This is a genomic window from Streptomyces puniciscabiei (assembly GCF_006715785.1).
In the GTDB taxonomy this organism is placed as follows: Bacteria; Actinomycetota; Actinomycetes; order Streptomycetales; family Streptomycetaceae; genus Streptomyces; species Streptomyces puniciscabiei.
Genome location: NZ_VFNX01000003.1, coordinates 186863 through 201116, shown reverse-complemented (window position 1 = coordinate 201116; position 14254 = coordinate 186863). Strand labels below are relative to the sequence as shown.

Here is a 14254-nt window from a genome sequence, read left to right as displayed (position 1 = left end):
GAACGACAAGGACAGCCATGCACAGCCACCTCTCCCGACGCAGCCTGATACGCGGCATCACCGCGGCGACCGCCGTCGCCTCCCTCGCCGGCGGGCTCGCCGCCTGCGGTGGCGACAGCGACGCGGCGACCACGACCGACAGCGCCGGTACGGTGACCGTGGGCAGGGTGTCCAACGGCGCGGCCCAGCAGACCACGCTGAAGGTCGCCGAGGTCGAGTCCCTCAAGGCGGAACTGCCCGCGGCCGTCCGCAAGCGCGGCACCCTGAAGATCGTGGTGGGCGCGCTGCCCGACGGCTTCCCGCCGCTCGCCTACATCGGCGGCGACCAGAAGACGCTCACCGGCGCGGAGCCCGACTTCGGCCGCCTGGTCGCGGCCGTCCTCGGACTCAGGCCCCAGCTGTCCAACGCCACCTGGGAGAACATGTTCGTCGGTATCGACAGCGGCAAGGCCGACGTCGGCTTCGCCAACATCACCGACACCGAGGAACGCAAGAAGAAGTACGACTTCGCCTCCTACCGCAAGGACAACGTCGGCTTCGAGGTGCTGAAGAAGAGCACCTGGAACTTCGACGGCGACTACGAGAACCTCGCCGGCAAGACGGTCGCCGTCGACAACGGCACCAACCAGGAGAAGATCCTCCTGGAGTGGCAGACGAAGCTGAAGAGGGAGGGCAAGAACCTCACCGTCAAGCACTACGCCAGCAAGAACGCCACCTACCTGGCGCTGACCGGCGGCAGGATCGACGCCTACTTCGCGGCGAACCCCGGGGTCGCCTACCACGTCACGCAGACCGCCAAGTCGCCGAACCCGACCCGCAGCGCGGGCACGTTCTCCGGCGCCGGTGCACGTCTCCAGGGTCTGATCGCGGCCACCACCAAGAAGGACAGCGGCCTCGCCAAGCCCATCGCCGACGCCATCAACTACCTGATCAAGAATGGTCAGTACGCCGAGTGGCTCAAGGCCTACAACCTCTCCAACGAGGCCGTCGCCAAGTCCGAGGTCAACCCGCCGGGGCTGCCGCTGAGCAACTCCTGACCCGCCCAGCAGCGTCCAAGCCGACTGGAGAGGACTTTCGCCTCCGTGCCTCAGCGGTCCCCCCTCCGCGGAGGGGGGACCCGACCGGGTGCCCGACGGCCGACGGGCCGAAGGCAGCGGGGAGGGTGTGCAGCTGGTCGACACCGCGCTGCGCCCTGCGCCGCCGCTCGCGCATCGTGCGGGTCCGTGGCGCGGGAACCCGTGAACAGGTCCGCGGCGCGGTCCTCGGTGCGGAGGCGCGCGGGCCGGTCCGCAGCGCGGAGGCAGGCGGGGAAGTCCCCGGCGCGGAAACCGGCATGAGGGTCCGCCGAGCGGGAACAACCGCGGCCGGCCGCGCGTTGTGGGTCATGACGAGATGCGCGAGGCGGTCGCTCACCCGGCCCGCCCCGCCCGACGGACGGAGGTGACGGCCGTGACACGTGTCCTCCCGCCGCACGCCCCGCGCCCGTACCGCTCCGTCCGGCTGACCACCCGGCCGCACATAGACCTCCAGCGCGTGTCCGCCGCACTCTGTCGCCGCTGACCTCTCTCCCGGCCGCAAGGCCGGGCCCGCTTCCTGCCGCGCTCGCCCCTCGCCGACGCCTGCCCTCGCGAGCCGGTGTTCTCGTTACGGCCATCAAGGAAGGCACCGCCGTGTCCTCAACTCCCGCCTCTCCTCTGCACCTTGCCGTCGCCCTGGACGGCACCGGCTGGCACCCCGCGTCCTGGCGCGAGCCGGTCGCCCGCCCCCGGGACCTGTTCACCGCCGGCTACTGGGCCGACCTGGTCGCCGAGGCCGAACGGGGCCTGATCGACTTCGTCACCATCGAGGACGGCCTCGGCCTGCAGTCCTCGCACTTCCTCGACCCCGACGAGCGCACCGACCAGGTGCGCGGCCGGCTCGACGCGGTGCTCATCGCCTCCCGCGTCGCCCCGCTCACCCGGCACATAGGCCTGGTCCCGACCGTGGTGGCCACGCACACCGAGCCGTTCCACATCTCCAAGGCGATCGCCACCCTCGACTACGTCAGCACCGGCCGCGCGGGCCTGCGGGTGCAGATCAGCGCCCGGCCGAACGAGGCGGCCCACTTCGGCCGCCGTACCATCGGCCGGATCGAGGCCTACGACAGCCCGGCCGCCCAGGACATCGTCACCGAACTGTTCGACGAGGCCGCCGACCACGTGGAAGTGGTGCGCCGGCTCTGGGACAGCTGGGAGGACGACGCCGAGATCCGGGACGCGGCGACGGGCCGCTTCATCGACCGGGACAAGCTGCACTACATCGACTTCGAGGGCCGCCACTTCAGCGTCAAGGGTCCCTCGATCACGCCCCGACCGCCCCAGGGGCAGCCGCCGGTCACCGCCCTCGCCCACCAGAGCGTGCCCTACCGGCTCGTCGCCCACCAGGCCGACGTCGGCTATGTCACCCCGCACGACGCGGAGCAGGCCCGCGCCATCGTCGCCGAGATCCGCGCCGAGCAGCGGGCGGCGGGCCGCGCCGGGGACACCCTGCACGTCTTCGGCGACCTCGTCGTCCTCCTCGACGACAGCCGGGCCGAGGCCGGGGCCCGGCGCGAGCGGCTGGACGCGCTCGCGGGCGAGCCGTACACCAGCGACGCGCGGATCTTCACTGGTACGGCCGCCGAACTCGCCGATCTGCTGGAGGAGTTCGCGACCGGCGGGCTGACCGGGTTCCGGCTGAGGCCGGCCGTCGCCGGGCACGACCTGCCCCGCATCAGCCGTGACCTGGTGCCCGAACTGCAACGCCGGGGCCGCTTCCGGGACGCCTACGAGTCCGACACCCTGCGCGGCCTGCTCGGCCTCGCCCGCCCCGCCAACCGCTATGCCGCAGCCATCGCCTGAGCAGCCGGAGAGGACGACCGCACCCATGAGCAAGCCGCTGAAGCAGATCCACCTGGCCGCCCACTTCCCCGGCGTCAACAACACCACCGTGTGGAGCGACCCGGCCGCCGGCAGCCACATCGAGTTCAGCTCCTTCGCGCACTTCGCGAAGACCGCCGAACGCGCCAAGTTCGACTTCCTCTTCCTCGCCGAGGGACTCAGGCTGCGCGAACAGGGCGGCAGGATCTACGACCTGGACGTCGTCGGCCGCCCCGACACCTTCACCGTGCTGGCCGCGCTCGCCGCCGTCACCGACCGGCTCGGCCTGACCGGCACCATCAACTCCACCTTCAACGAGCCGTACGAGGTGGCCCGCCAGTTCGCCAGCCTCGACCACCTCTCCGGCGGCCGCTCCGCGTGGAACGTGGTCACCTCCTGGGACGCCTTCACCGGCGAGAACTTCCGCCGCGGCGGCTTCCTGCCGCAGGAGGAGCGCTACTCCCGCGCCAAGGAGTTCCTCACCACCGCGCACGAGCTCTTCGACTCCTGGCGCGGCGACGAGATCCTCGCCGACCGGGCGACCGGCACCTTCCTGCGGGACGCCAAGGCCGGCGCCTTCGTGCACCAGGGGCAGCACTTCGACATCCACGGCCGGTTCAACGTCCCGCGCTCCCCGCAGGGCCGCCCGGTGATCTTCCAGGCCGGCGACTCCGACGAGGGCCGCGAGTTCGCCGCCGCCGACGCGGACGCGATCTTCAGCCGCTACTCCACGCTGAAGGAGGGCCAGGCCTTCTACACGGACGTCAAGTCCCGCCTCGCCAAGTACGGCCGCCGCCCCGAGGACCTGCTCATCCTGCCCGCCGCCACCTTCGTCCTCGGCGACACCGACCAGGAGGCCGCCGAGCTCGCCCGCGAGGTGCGCCGGCAGCAGGTCAGCGGCGCCACCGCCATCAAGCACCTGGAGTTCGTCTGGAACCGGGACCTGTCGGCGTACGACCCGGAGGGCCCGCTGCCCGACGTCGACCCGGTGGTGAGCGAGGAGCACATCTCCCGGGGCCGCGCCCAGGTGCGGATGTACCGGGACCCGGTCGCAATCGCCCGCGAGTGGCGGCAGCTCGCGGAGGCCAACAAGTGGTCCATCCGCGACCTGGTCATCAACACCGGCAACCGGCAGACCTTCGTCGGCTCCCCGGCCACCGTCGCGCAGACCATCAACGACTTCGTGCAGGCGGACGCCTCCGACGGCTTCATCCTGGTCCCGCACATCACCCCCGGCGGCCTCGACCCCTTCGCCGACAAGGTCGTCCCCCTGCTCCAGGAGCAGGGCGTCTTCCGCGCCGACTACGAGGGCACCACCCTGCGCGACCACCTCGGCCTCGCCCACCCCGACGCCGGCACCACCGCAGCACCCGAGCGGGCCGCGTCGTGAAGTTCCTCGCGATCACCCTCTCGGCGCGCACGGGAGCTCGCCGCCGGGTACGGCCCGTGGGTGCGCAGCATCCGTACCGCCGAGGGCCGCATCACTGAAGCGCACTGTGTGGTCGCGGTCGTCACCTCCCCCGTGGGTGACGACCGCGACCGCTCCCCCGGCGCCGGGCACGTGGTCGGTGTCGCAGAGGCGGACGGACGGGACAGCGGCGGCCCCTGGCGAGTGCTCGCCGGGCCCGAGGCGGAGCGGCGCCGACCGGTCCAGGGTGCCAGCCGGCCGGAGCCGGGCGCCTGAGTCGGGGGCTACTCAAGTCGCCCTGTATCAAACCTGAGTACGCCCGCTCTGCATGATGTGAGGACTTACGAGCAGGACGCGAGGACGCTGGAGCTGCCCTGGCCGTTCACCGGCCGGGACGACGAACTGGAGCTGGTGCGCGGGGCGTCGGCCGGTGGCCGGCACGGGATCGTGGTGACCGCACCGGCCGGCCACGGCAAGACCCGGCTGATCACCGAGGCGCTCCGGGGCACGGAACACGCCCTGGTCACCGGCACGCCCGAGGCCCGGCACCTGCCCTTCGCGGCGTTCGCCCACCTGCTGCCCGACACCGTCCCGCCGCACCGCGCGGTGCGCATCCTGTCCGGCGTACGGCTCCTCGTCGTGGACGACGCCCATCTGCTGGACGAGGCCTCCGCCGCCCTCGTCCACCAGCTGGCCGTGCACGGCCGCACCCGGCTCGTCGTGGCCGCGGTGGACGGCGCGCCCACGCCCGGCGCGGTGTCCCGGCTGTGGAGCGGGGAACTGCTGCCCCGGCTGGCCCTCGAACCGCTGCCCCGCGAGGACGTCGCCCGTCTGCTCGCCACCGCCGGGCTGGAACCGCTCACCGTCCGCCGCCTGCACCGGATGTGCCGGGGCGATCTGCGGCTGCTGCGCGACCTGGTCGCCGCGCTGGGCAGCGCCGGGAGCCTGGTTCCCGTGCCCGGCACGGACGAGCGGGCCTGGCGGGGGGCGCTGCCGGTCACCGCGGCCGTACGTGAGCGGCTCGGGCCCGTGCTCGATCGCTCCGACCCCGGTGAACGGGACGTCCTCGAGCGCCTCGCGTTCGCCGAGCCGCTGTCGCACTCCCTGGACGGCCTCGATCTGGATGTCCTGGAGCGTCTGGAGACGGACGGGCTGATCCGCGTCGACGATCAGGGTGCGGTCGCTCTGGCGCATCCGCTGCACGGGCCGGCCCTGCGGGCCACGGCCGGACGGCTGCGGGCACGCCGGCTGGCGGGCGCGCCCCCCTCGCACGCATCCGCTCTGGAGGCCGAAGAGCGCCTGCTGGTACGGCGGATCGAGCGGCTGGATGTCCGGGAGGTGGCGACTCCGGTGGGGGAGTGGCTGGTGGCCCGGGGCGCGGTGCTCCCGGCCGGCTACGCCGCCGTCCGGGCCCGGTTCGCGCGGCTGCGGGGGGAGGTCCGCGACGCCGCCGCCTGGGCGCGGGAAGGGCTGCGGGGGGCGCCGGGAGACCAGGGATGCCATGCGGAACTCCGCGCAGCCGAGGGCGAGTTGCTGCAGAGCGGGGACGATGACGTGTACGCCCGGTACGACGCCGTACGCCTCGGTGACCCCGAGCGGGCCGCCGGACGGCTCCCGGCGGGGAGTGTGTTCGCGATGCATTCCGAGGCGCTGGCGGGACAGGACGGTGCCGGACTCGACCGGGCCGCCGCGGCCCTGGAACAGCGCGGCTTCCTGCTGTTCGCGGCCGAGGCGTACGCGCAGGCCGTGCGGGCGCACGGCGATCCGCGGGCCGCGCGGGTGTCCCGCACCCGGGCGGTGGCGCTCACGCGGCGCTGCCAGGGTGCGCGTACCCCCGCCCTGGCCGGTCTGGTGCTGGGCGAACTGACCGCCCGGCAGCGGCAGATCGTGAGCCTCGCGGCGGAGGGGCTCAGCAATCGGGAGATCGCCGAGCGGCTGACCCTGTCCGTGCGGACGGTGGGGAATCACCTGTACAGCGCCTACAGCAGGCTCGGCACGGGGGATCGCGGAGCGTTGCCGTGGCTGTGCGAGTCCGCATAGGACCCTACGCCGCCCCGAACGCGGCGAAGGCCCACCCCGTCGCCTGGTGCACCGCGTCGCCCGGCAGGGCGGTGCGGGCGTCCCGGAGGGCCTCCGCCAGCGACAGGCCGGCGTCCAGGCCCTTGTGGAGGGTGAGCATCAGGGGGACCACCGCCGCGTCGTTGACCGGTGCGCTGCTCGCCACCACCCCGGCCGTGCCCAGCGGGAGCAACGCCGTGACCAGGCCGAGGAGTTCGTCGGCACCGACGGAGGCCAGGCGGGCGGTGTCGCAGCTGGAGAGGATGATCCGGTACGGGCTGCGGGCGAGCCGTTCGAAGTCGTGCACGATCAGCGGGCCGTCGGCCATGCGGAGCGCCGAGAACAGCGGGCTGTCGGCGCGGAACGTGCCGTGCGCCGCGAGGTGCGCGAGGGCCGCCCCGTCGAGGTGGTCCAGGACCCGCGGGACCGCGGCGTCGTCGCCCTCCAGGACCGTCGCCGTGCCGTACCGGCCGGCCAGTTCCGGCACCTCCGCGCCGCCGGTGGCGAGACCCGGTCCGCGCACCAGCACCTGCCGGCCACCGGGCGGCGGCTCGGTCTCGCGGGCGCGCAGCCAGCTGCCCGCCGACGGGGACACGCTGAGCACCCGGTCCCGCAGCGCGGGCAGCAGCGCCCACGGCACCCGGTGCAGCGCCCCCGGTGGCACGATCACCACCGGACCGGACCCCAGGTGTGCCGCCGCGCCGCCCAGTAGCAGCTCCTGCAGGCGCAGGCCCGCGGCCTCGACCAGCGGCAGCCGGGCCTCGGCGCCGGGGTGGGCGAGGCGCCGCAGCCCGGCCTGGACGTGCTCGGCCTCGGCCACCGCTTCGGCCAGCGGGCCGCCCGTGAACCGCCGTACCCGGCCCTGCCCGCACAGCAGCACATGCACCCGGCCGTCGACCACGGCGAGTTCGGCCAGGCGTGCCTCGCCGAGCCGGTCCAGCAGCCGGGCGGTGTCGAAGCGGTCGCCCCCGTGCGGCGCGGAGCCGCGGATGTGGCGGGTGCGGGAGCGGATCTCCCGTTCCAGGCGCCGCTGTTCGCGCTCCAGCGCGGGCACCGGACGGCCCTCCATCCGGGCCTCCTCGGCGCGGGCCGCGATCTCCCGGTAGGCGGTCAGGCCGCTCAGCAGTGCCGGGTCGGCGGGGGGCCGGGTGGGCGGCGCGGACAGTACCGTCGCGCGCCAGCGCTCGCTCCACTCCAGCAGCCGGCGTGGTGAGCCGTGCTCGAGGCTCACCTCCTGGGCGAGTGCGGCCAGTTCGGCGCCCTGCGCGGTGACGTGCGCCCGCAGCTCGGAGGCGCCGAGCGTCGTCCGGTGGTCGTCCAGCACGTCCAGGCCGCGCCGGCAGGCCTCCAGCACGCCTCGCCGGGACCCGGCCGAGCGTGCCCGCAGCGCCTGCGCCGCCCAGCCCGTCACCCGGGCCGGGGGCGGGCCGCCGTACCGGCTGCGCGCGGCCACCGCCAGATGCCGTTCCGCGTCGGCCCGCCGGCCCAGCGCGAGCGCGATCCGGCCCGCGAGCAGCGACGCCTCCGGCGCGGCGGGGGAGCCGAAGGAGGCCAGCTTCCCGGCGACCGCCGCCGCGTCCGCGACCAGCCGCCCCGAGCGGCGTCCGGCCGCCACCCGCGCCTCGATCAGCACCAGCCGGGCGTGGGTCTCCCACCACATCCGGCGCTGCGCCGCGAACAGCCGTACGGCGGCGTCGGCGCGGGCCACGGCGGTGTGCGCGTCGCCGGCCGAGCGGGCGGCCCGCGCGGCGGCCAGCAGCAGCTCGGCCTTGCGGGTGGACTGCCCGCCGATCCGGTCCAGCAGCGCGATCGCCGTGTCGGCCTCGGCCAGCGCCTCCGGGGCGAGTCCGGCCGCCATCAGCACCTCGCAGCGCCGGATGGACAGCATGTAGGTGGGCGTGCCGAGTTTCGCGTACCGTTCCTCGGCCTCGTCCAGCAGCCGCAGGGCCGCCGGGATGTCCCCGGACCGGAAGGCGGCCAGGCCCCGGCTCTCCACCGCGTCGGCCTTGTCGTGCTCCTGGCCGGTGGTGTCCCACAGCCGCTCGGCCGCCGTGAAGTCCGCGACCGCCCGGTCCACCGCGCCGAGCGCCAGATGCACGGTGGCCCGCAGGGTCAGCGCCCGCGCGGTCCAGATGTCGTCGCCCACCTGCCGCAACACGGGCAGCGCCCGCCGTACGTCCTCCAGGGCCTCCCGGTGACGGCCCAGCACCCACCACACGTACGCCCGCCGGTACAGCACCCGGGCCCGGGTGTGGCCGCTGCCCCGGGCGACCCCGCGCTCGAAGGAGGTGAGCCCCTGCCGAGTGCGCCCCGCGTGCACCAGTGCGACCCCCAGCGTGGCGAGCACATCCGCCTCGCGGTCGGCCGACTCGGCGCGCGCGGCCAGGTCCCGGGCCCGGCGCAGATGCCTGAGCGCGATCCGCAGATCGCCGAAGTCCCGCTGCCAGATGCCGAGTACCTGGTGGGCGACGCTGGCGTGCAGCGGCGGCGGGGAGGCCCCCAGCACCTCTTCGGCGCGCGCCCGGGCCCCGCCCGGGTCGGCGAACACCAGGGGCAGCAGTTCGAGGACCGACTCGCTTCCCGCCGTCACGTCTCGCATGGTAGTGGCCACCTGTATCAGACGGTGGCCCCCCGGCTCTCACTGTCGAACACCGTCTCCAGGGGGAGGACAGGTCATGGCACCACAGCGGTTCCACGAGCAGTTCGAGCACATCCAGCGCTCCATGCCCGACGTGTCCCTGGCCATGGGGCCGGACGACGACGCCCACTTCCTCTACGAGAAGGGTGTCGTCCTGGCCCGGGACGGCGAGGAGGCGCAGGTCGTCGAGCGCGCCGTACGCGCCCACTTCACCGCGACCGAGGGCCTGGTGCCCGGCCACGTCCGGCGGGACGGCCCGGAGACCAGCCGCACCGGCGTCACCCGCATCCGGGTCGGCGACCCGGCGTCCGGCGAGGACACCGTCCCGCACGCGCTGCGCGCCCTGCGGGAGGCCGAGGACCGCCAGGGGCGCCGGCTGGTGGGCCGTAACCACGTGGTGCACATCGCGGTCAACGCCTGCCCCGGCGACGAGCCGGTGCCGGTCGCCCGCACCCAGCGGGCCAACCCCTCGGCCGCGGAGGGCGGTTACGACGCGGACAGTGCCGTCGGCGTCCTCGTGATCGACACCGGCCTGGTGCACGACCACCGCTCCTACCCGCTGCTCGCCCACACCACCGGCGACGTCCAGACGGCCGAGACCGACGCCGACGGCGTGCTGTGCCAGTACGTCGGCCACGGCACCTTCATCGCCGGGATCCTCGCGGCCGTCGCGCCCAACACCGACGTGACCGTCCGCGGCACCCTGAACGACGCCGGGGCGGTCCTGGAGTCCGAGTTCGGCTCCCGGCTCTTCGAGGCGGTCGGCGAAAGCGGCTGGCCCGACATCATCAGCCTCTCCGCCGGGACCACGACCGGGGACGGCGACGGGCTGATCGGTCTGGACGCCTTCATGAGCGAACTGCGCCAGCAGCGCACCCTGTTGGTGGCGGCGGCCGGCAACAACGCCAGTGACACGCCGTTCTGGCCCGCCGCCTACGCCGCCCTGCCCGAGTACGCGGACAGCGTCCTGTCGGTCGGCGCGCTGCGCGCGGACGGCGACGGCGCGGCCTGCTTCAGCAACCACGGGCCCTGGGTGCGGATCCACGCCCCCGGCGAGCGCCTCACCAGCGCCCTCACCGGCTTCGGCACCCCCGTGCCGTACGTCTACCAGCACTCCACCTACGACGCCTGCCGGTTCGGCTTCGACTACCCCTGCACCTGCCAATTCCCGCGCCACACCGGTGTGCTGAGCGAGGGCCGGCAGAGCACCGGCGCCAAGCCGGACCAGGTGATGTTCGACGGCCTGGCGCAGTGGAGCGGCACCTCCTTCGCCACCCCGGTCGCGGCGGGCCTCGTCGCCGCCCGGATGACGGCGCAGGGGGAGCGCGACCCGCGCACCGCCCTCGCCCGGCTGCTCGCGGCCACCACCGACACCGCGGTGGTGCGCGGGGCGCACGTCCCGGCGCTCCGGCCGGCCACCTGGCGCCCGGTACCGGTCGTGGCCCCGGCCGTGCCCGCATGAGGTCCGGAACGCTCCGCTCCACGGCGTACGATGACGTGCCGTACACGAGGGGTGGAGCCGTGGACCGAACAGAGGTCGGCGCGCTCGTCCGGTCCGCCGTCGACGGGGACGCCGCGGCCTGGAAGGCGCTGGTGGAAGGGATGAGTCCGCTGGTGTGGTCGGTCGTGCGCGCACACCGGCTCTCCGAGGCCGACGGGCACGAGGTCTACCAGACCGTGTGGTTCCGCTTCGCCCAGCACCTGGGCCGGATCCGCGAACCCGACAAGGCGGGTTCCTGGCTGGCCAGTACGGCCCGCCACGAGTGCCTGAAGGTGATCAAGAGCCTGACCCGGCTGACCCTGACGGACGACCCACGGGTGCTGGACCGGGCCAGCGACGACCGGACCCCGGAGGAGTCGCTGATCGACTCCGAGGACGAGGCGGACCGGACCGAGCGGGTGCGCCGCCTGTGGCAGGAGCTGGACGGAATGGGGGAGCGCTGCCGGCAGCTGCTGCGCGTGCTGGTGGCCTCCCCGCCGCCCAGCTACGGTGAGATCTCGGCCGCGCTCGGTATCGCGGTCGGCAGCATCGGACCGCTGCGCCAGCGCTGTCTGCGCCGGCTGCGGGCCCGGATGGACGCACGGGGTGCGGCGTGAAGGACGACCATCAGTTCCCGGAGCCGGGACGGGAGTTCCCGGGGCGCAACGGAGACGGCCTCCCGGAACCGGACGCGGCGGACCAGGAGTTGGCCGACTGCCTGCTGGAGGAGGAGCTGCGCCGGGCGGCCGGCGTTCTCGACCCGGTCCCGGAGGCCCTGCGCCAACTCGCCCTGGATGCCTATGCGTTGCACGACCTGGACGCGAGGATCGCCGAGCTGACCTTCGACTCGCTCGTGGACGCGCTGCCGGTCCGGGGCGTGCCGGACGCCCCGCGGATGCTCACGTTCAGCGCGGGCGAGGTCACCGTCGACGTCGAGGTCACCGAGGACGGGCTGATCGGCCAGGTGCTGCCGCCGCAGTCCGCGCGCATCGAGGTGCTCGGCGGCCCGCGGACCGCCCGCCCGGTCACGGTCGACACCCTCGGCCGCTTCACCAGCGACACGCCGCCGGCCGGCCCGTTCGCCCTCAGGCTGCGGACCGGCGCGGAGGTGATCGTCACGGAGTGGCTGCGGGCCTGAACCCGGTCAGGACCTCATGCCGACACCCCGCTCAGGACGTCATGCGGTCCAGGTCACGGGGAGCGTCCGCGGCCCGCGGATCATCGTCCGGTGCCGCCAGCGCACCTCCTCGGCCGGCACCGCGAGCCGCAGGCCGGGCAGCCGGTCCAGCAGGGTGTCCACCAGCAGCTCGGTCTGCAGCCGGGCGAGCAGCGTGCCGGTGCAGAAGTGCGGGCCGTTGCCGAACGCCACGTGCGGGTTCGGATCGCGGTCGGGGTCGATGCGGTCCGGGTCGGGGAAGACGGCCGGGTCGCGGTTGGCTGCGAGATAGGAGACGTAGACCGGCTCGCCCGCCGCGATCCGGTGCCCGGCGATCTCCACGTCCTCCAGCGCGATCCGGGCGAGCCCGACCGAGCTGCGGTGCGGGATCCACCTCAGCAGCTCGTCCAGCACGGGGCCGCGGTCCTCGGGACGCGCCCGCATCCGCTCCATCAGCTCCGGCCTGGTCAGCACCAGGTACAGCATCTGCCCGCAGTTGTGCGTGACGGCCTCGCCGCCGATCTGCAGCGGCCCGGCCAGCCCGACGGCCTCCTCCTCGCTGATCTCCTCGCGCGCCACGGCCCCGCCGAGCATCGAGTAGACGTCCTCGCCCGGGTTGTTGGCCCGGGCTCGGATGATCGTCCTGATCCACCCGTACAGGCCCTCCTTGGCCCGGCCGGCCGCCTCGGCCCCGTTGGTGGAGATGATCTCCCGGGTCCAGGCGTGCACCTGCTCCCGGTCGGCGGCGGGCACGCCCATCACCTCGCTGACGACGCTGAGCGGGAACGGCTCCAGCACCCGCTCGATCAGATCGGCCGGCGGCCCGTCCCGTACGACACCGTCCACCAGCTCGTCCAGGATCTCCTGCGCACGGGGCCGCAGCCGCTTCATGGCGCTCACCGTGAAGGCGCCGGCGACCGGCTTGCGCAGCCGGTTGTGGTCGGGCTGGTCGGCCCAGGCGAGCGAGCCCGGGCGGGGCGCGAAGTTCGGGGCCATGCGGGTGACCTGACGGCGGGTCACCTCGGCGCGGCTGAACCGCGGGTCGTTGGTGATCAGCTTCACGTCCTCGTGGCGGGTCGCCAGCCACGCCCAGCCCTCGCCGAACGGCAGCCGGATCCGGGTCAGCGGACCCTCACGCATCAGGCCGGCGAGGACCGGGTCGAAGTCGGTTCCGTCCAGGTCGGGTGTGGGCCAGTCCCGTACGGGTGGTGGGGCCTGGCCGGTGAGCGTGGTCTCCTCGGTCATGCCGTCCAGCCTGGTACGGGTGCCTCCAGCTGTCCTGCGGGAGTGCTCCAGGTGGAGGGCTGGGAGCACCCCGATGGGGCGTGGGGCCTCAGACCGCGTCCACGAGTGCGGCCAGCGCCTCGGCGAGTCGGTCCAACCCCGGTCCAGCGGCCCCGCCCGGCTCCGCCATGTAGGTGTCCCGCCGTATCTCCACCATAAGGGCGCTGACCCGGGCGTCGGTGCCGTAGAACTCCAGCGGTACGTACGTCCCCGCGAACGGGCTGTCCAGGCCGATCTCCCCGCAGCCCGCGAACGCCTTCCGGGCCGCCCGGACCAGGTCCGGCGGGGTGTGGAAGGCATCCGTGCCCAGGCAGACCGGGGGACGCGGCCCGGCGCCGTGCAGCTCGTAGGGCAGCGGCTCGGTCGGATAGGAGTGCACGTCGATGACCACGGCCCGCCCGGTGGCGGCCAGCCGGCCGGCGACCGCCTCGGTCATGGCCCGCGCGTACGGCCGGAAGTACCGCGCCAGCAGCGGCTCCGGATCGGTGTCCGCGCACCGCAGCTCGCCCCGGTGCGTGGTCCGCGTGTACACGGCACCCATGCCGACGGCCGCCATCTCCTCCCGCTCGTCCGGGAATCGCTCGGGGTCCACGACCAGCCGGGACAGCCGGTTGACGAACCGCCAGGGTGTGACGGCGGCCAGAGGCGCGGCCCGTTCGGTGAGCTCGGCCGTGTGCGCGTCCGTGATGTGGTCCAGCTCCCTTGCCAGTTCGGCGTCGTCCAGCATGATCCCGCGGCGCACGTCCTCGGGGATCACCCGCGCGGAGTGCGGCACGTGCAGCAGCACGGGAGAGGCGGGGTCACCGGGGAGGAGTTCGTACGAGGGACCGGACCAGGTCACGGGCTGCTCCAGGGGCGTTGTCAGTGGCATGGTGCAGGATCAAGGTGTCGCAGTCGCAGAGCGCGAGGGAGGGCGGGCGCATGCCGATCGGCAACACCCGGGTGGCCGGGCACCGGTTTCTTGAAGTGCTGTACGAAGACGGGTACTTCCCCGATCACCTCGTGGACAAGGGCAGGGCGATCCTGCTCGGTCTGTGCGAGCGCATCGAGGCCGAGCGGCCCGCCGACCTCGCCGGTCTGTACCGGCTCACGCATGCCGCCACCGAGGAGTTCAACGCCCTGGAGGCCGAGTTCGAGGCGGCGGACAGCGAGTTCGAGACGGTGGCCCGCGAGGAGATAGGCGGTGACTTCTGGTTCGTCGCGCAGGCCTACGGCTTCGAGGACGCGGACGTGGAAGAGCTGATCGCCACCCGGGAGTGGTGACACGACGGCCTCCGCCCCGGCCGGGGTTGCCGGCCGGGGCGGAGGGGCACTCACGAGGGCGGCTCGGGCG

General features: G+C 74.0%; 13 protein-coding genes. 10 read left to right on the top strand and 3 right to left on the bottom strand.

The features are described 5' to 3' along the window. Window positions 1-17 precede the first annotated feature (17 nt). The 6 genes from FB563_RS36705 to FB563_RS36680 all read left to right on the top strand — a co-directional run bounded on the left by FB563_RS36705 (window position 18) and on the right by FB563_RS36680 (window position 6345). Window positions 18-1037: a transporter substrate-binding domain-containing protein gene (locus FB563_RS36705; protein ID WP_055706779.1), complete on the top strand. Its 1020-nt coding sequence runs from the start codon at window positions 18-20 to the stop codon at window positions 1035-1037. 355 nt (window positions 1038-1392) lie between these two features. Next, window positions 1393-1560, top strand: a complete 168-nt coding sequence (locus FB563_RS45660) for a putative leader peptide (RefSeq protein WP_324615848.1) — start codon at window positions 1393-1395, stop codon at window positions 1558-1560. Window positions 1561-1670: 110 nt separating this feature from the next. Further along, complete coding sequence (locus FB563_RS36695; RefSeq protein WP_055706780.1) at window positions 1671-2879, top strand: LLM class flavin-dependent oxidoreductase; 1209 nt, start codon at window positions 1671-1673, stop codon at window positions 2877-2879. 25 nt (window positions 2880-2904) lie between these two features. Beyond that, window positions 2905-4287 carry an NtaA/DmoA family FMN-dependent monooxygenase gene (locus FB563_RS36690; protein ID WP_055706781.1) on the top strand — a complete coding sequence of 461 codons (1383 nt, stop codon included), beginning with the start codon at window positions 2905-2907 and terminating at the stop codon, window positions 4285-4287. A gap of 60 nt (window positions 4288-4347) precedes the next feature. Continuing rightward, window positions 4348-4581 carry a hypothetical protein gene (locus FB563_RS36685; protein ID WP_055706782.1) on the top strand — a complete coding sequence of 78 codons (234 nt, stop codon included), beginning with the start codon at window positions 4348-4350 and terminating at the stop codon, window positions 4579-4581. Window positions 4582-4638: 57 nt separating this feature from the next. Beyond that, on the top strand, window positions 4639-6345 hold the full coding sequence (locus FB563_RS36680) for a LuxR family transcriptional regulator AbsR2 (protein WP_055706783.1): 1707 nt from the start codon (window positions 4639-4641) through the stop codon (window positions 6343-6345). A gap of 4 nt (window positions 6346-6349) precedes the next feature. Here the strand turns inward: FB563_RS36680 and FB563_RS36675 are convergent, their stop codons facing one another. Next, window positions 6350-8962, bottom strand: a complete 2613-nt coding sequence (locus FB563_RS36675) for a CHAT domain-containing protein (RefSeq protein ID WP_199832844.1) — start codon at window positions 8960-8962, stop codon at window positions 6350-6352. A gap of 76 nt (window positions 8963-9038) precedes the next feature. Here FB563_RS36675 and FB563_RS36670 point away from each other — a divergent pair, with 76 nt between their 5' ends. From FB563_RS36670 to FB563_RS36660, 3 genes are read left to right on the top strand one after another with little or no spacing between them, the layout of a single operon-like run. Then, window positions 9039-10463 (top strand): S8/S53 family peptidase, encoded by a 1425-nt coding sequence (locus FB563_RS36670; RefSeq protein ID WP_055706784.1) that lies wholly within the window; start codon window positions 9039-9041, stop codon window positions 10461-10463. Continuing rightward, the gene (locus tag FB563_RS36665; RefSeq protein WP_199832845.1) at window positions 10460-11098 is read left to right on the top strand and encodes an RNA polymerase sigma factor; all 639 of its coding nucleotides are present in this window, start codon (window positions 10460-10462) and stop codon (window positions 11096-11098) included. The genes FB563_RS36670 and FB563_RS36665 overlap by 4 nt, the downstream gene beginning before the upstream one ends. After that, window positions 11095-11619 carry a hypothetical protein gene (locus FB563_RS36660; RefSeq protein WP_055706786.1) on the top strand — a complete coding sequence of 175 codons (525 nt, stop codon included), beginning with the start codon at window positions 11095-11097 and terminating at the stop codon, window positions 11617-11619. The genes FB563_RS36665 and FB563_RS36660 overlap by 4 nt, the downstream gene beginning before the upstream one ends. A 39-nt stretch (window positions 11620-11658) precedes the next feature. Here the strand turns inward: FB563_RS36660 and FB563_RS36655 are convergent, their stop codons facing one another. After that, window positions 11659-12882: a cytochrome P450 gene (locus FB563_RS36655; protein WP_055706787.1), complete on the bottom strand. Its 1224-nt coding sequence runs from the start codon at window positions 12880-12882 to the stop codon at window positions 11659-11661. An 88-nt stretch (window positions 12883-12970) separates the two neighbouring features. Beyond that, window positions 12971-13792 carry an N-formylglutamate amidohydrolase gene (locus tag FB563_RS36650; protein ID WP_411573186.1) on the bottom strand — a complete coding sequence of 274 codons (822 nt, stop codon included), beginning with the start codon at window positions 13790-13792 and terminating at the stop codon, window positions 12971-12973. 50 nt (window positions 13793-13842) lie between these two features. Between FB563_RS36650 and FB563_RS36645 the strand changes: the two genes are divergently transcribed. After that, window positions 13843-14184, top strand: a complete 342-nt coding sequence (locus tag FB563_RS36645) for a DUF5713 family protein (RefSeq protein ID WP_055706789.1) — start codon at window positions 13843-13845, stop codon at window positions 14182-14184. The last annotated feature ends 70 nt before the right edge of the window (window positions 14185-14254 follow it).

Excerpts from the sequence above, each read along its gene's own strand:
- FB563_RS36705 (WP_055706779.1), top strand. The coding sequence starts at position 18 with ATGCACAGCCACCTCTCCCGACGCAGCCTGATACGCGGCATCACCGCG.
- FB563_RS45660 (WP_324615848.1), top strand. The coding sequence starts at position 1,393 with ATGCGCGAGGCGGTCGCTCACCCGGCCCGCCCCGCCCGACGGACGGAG.
- FB563_RS36690 (WP_055706781.1), top strand. The coding sequence starts at position 2,905 with ATGAGCAAGCCGCTGAAGCAGATCCACCTGGCCGCCCACTTCCCCGGC.
- FB563_RS36675 (WP_199832844.1), bottom strand. The coding sequence starts at position 8,962 with ATGCGAGACGTGACGGCGGGAAGCGAGTCGGTCCTCGAACTGCTGCCC.
- FB563_RS36670 (WP_055706784.1), top strand. The coding sequence starts at position 9,039 with ATGGCACCACAGCGGTTCCACGAGCAGTTCGAGCACATCCAGCGCTCC.
- FB563_RS36665 (WP_199832845.1), top strand. The coding sequence starts at position 10,460 with ATGAGGTCCGGAACGCTCCGCTCCACGGCGTACGATGACGTGCCGTAC.
- FB563_RS36655 (WP_055706787.1), bottom strand. The coding sequence starts at position 12,882 with ATGACCGAGGAGACCACGCTCACCGGCCAGGCCCCACCACCCGTACGG.
- FB563_RS36650 (WP_411573186.1), bottom strand. The coding sequence starts at position 13,792 with ATGCCACTGACAACGCCCCTGGAGCAGCCCGTGACCTGGTCCGGTCCC.
- FB563_RS36645 (WP_055706789.1), top strand. The coding sequence starts at position 13,843 with ATGCCGATCGGCAACACCCGGGTGGCCGGGCACCGGTTTCTTGAAGTG.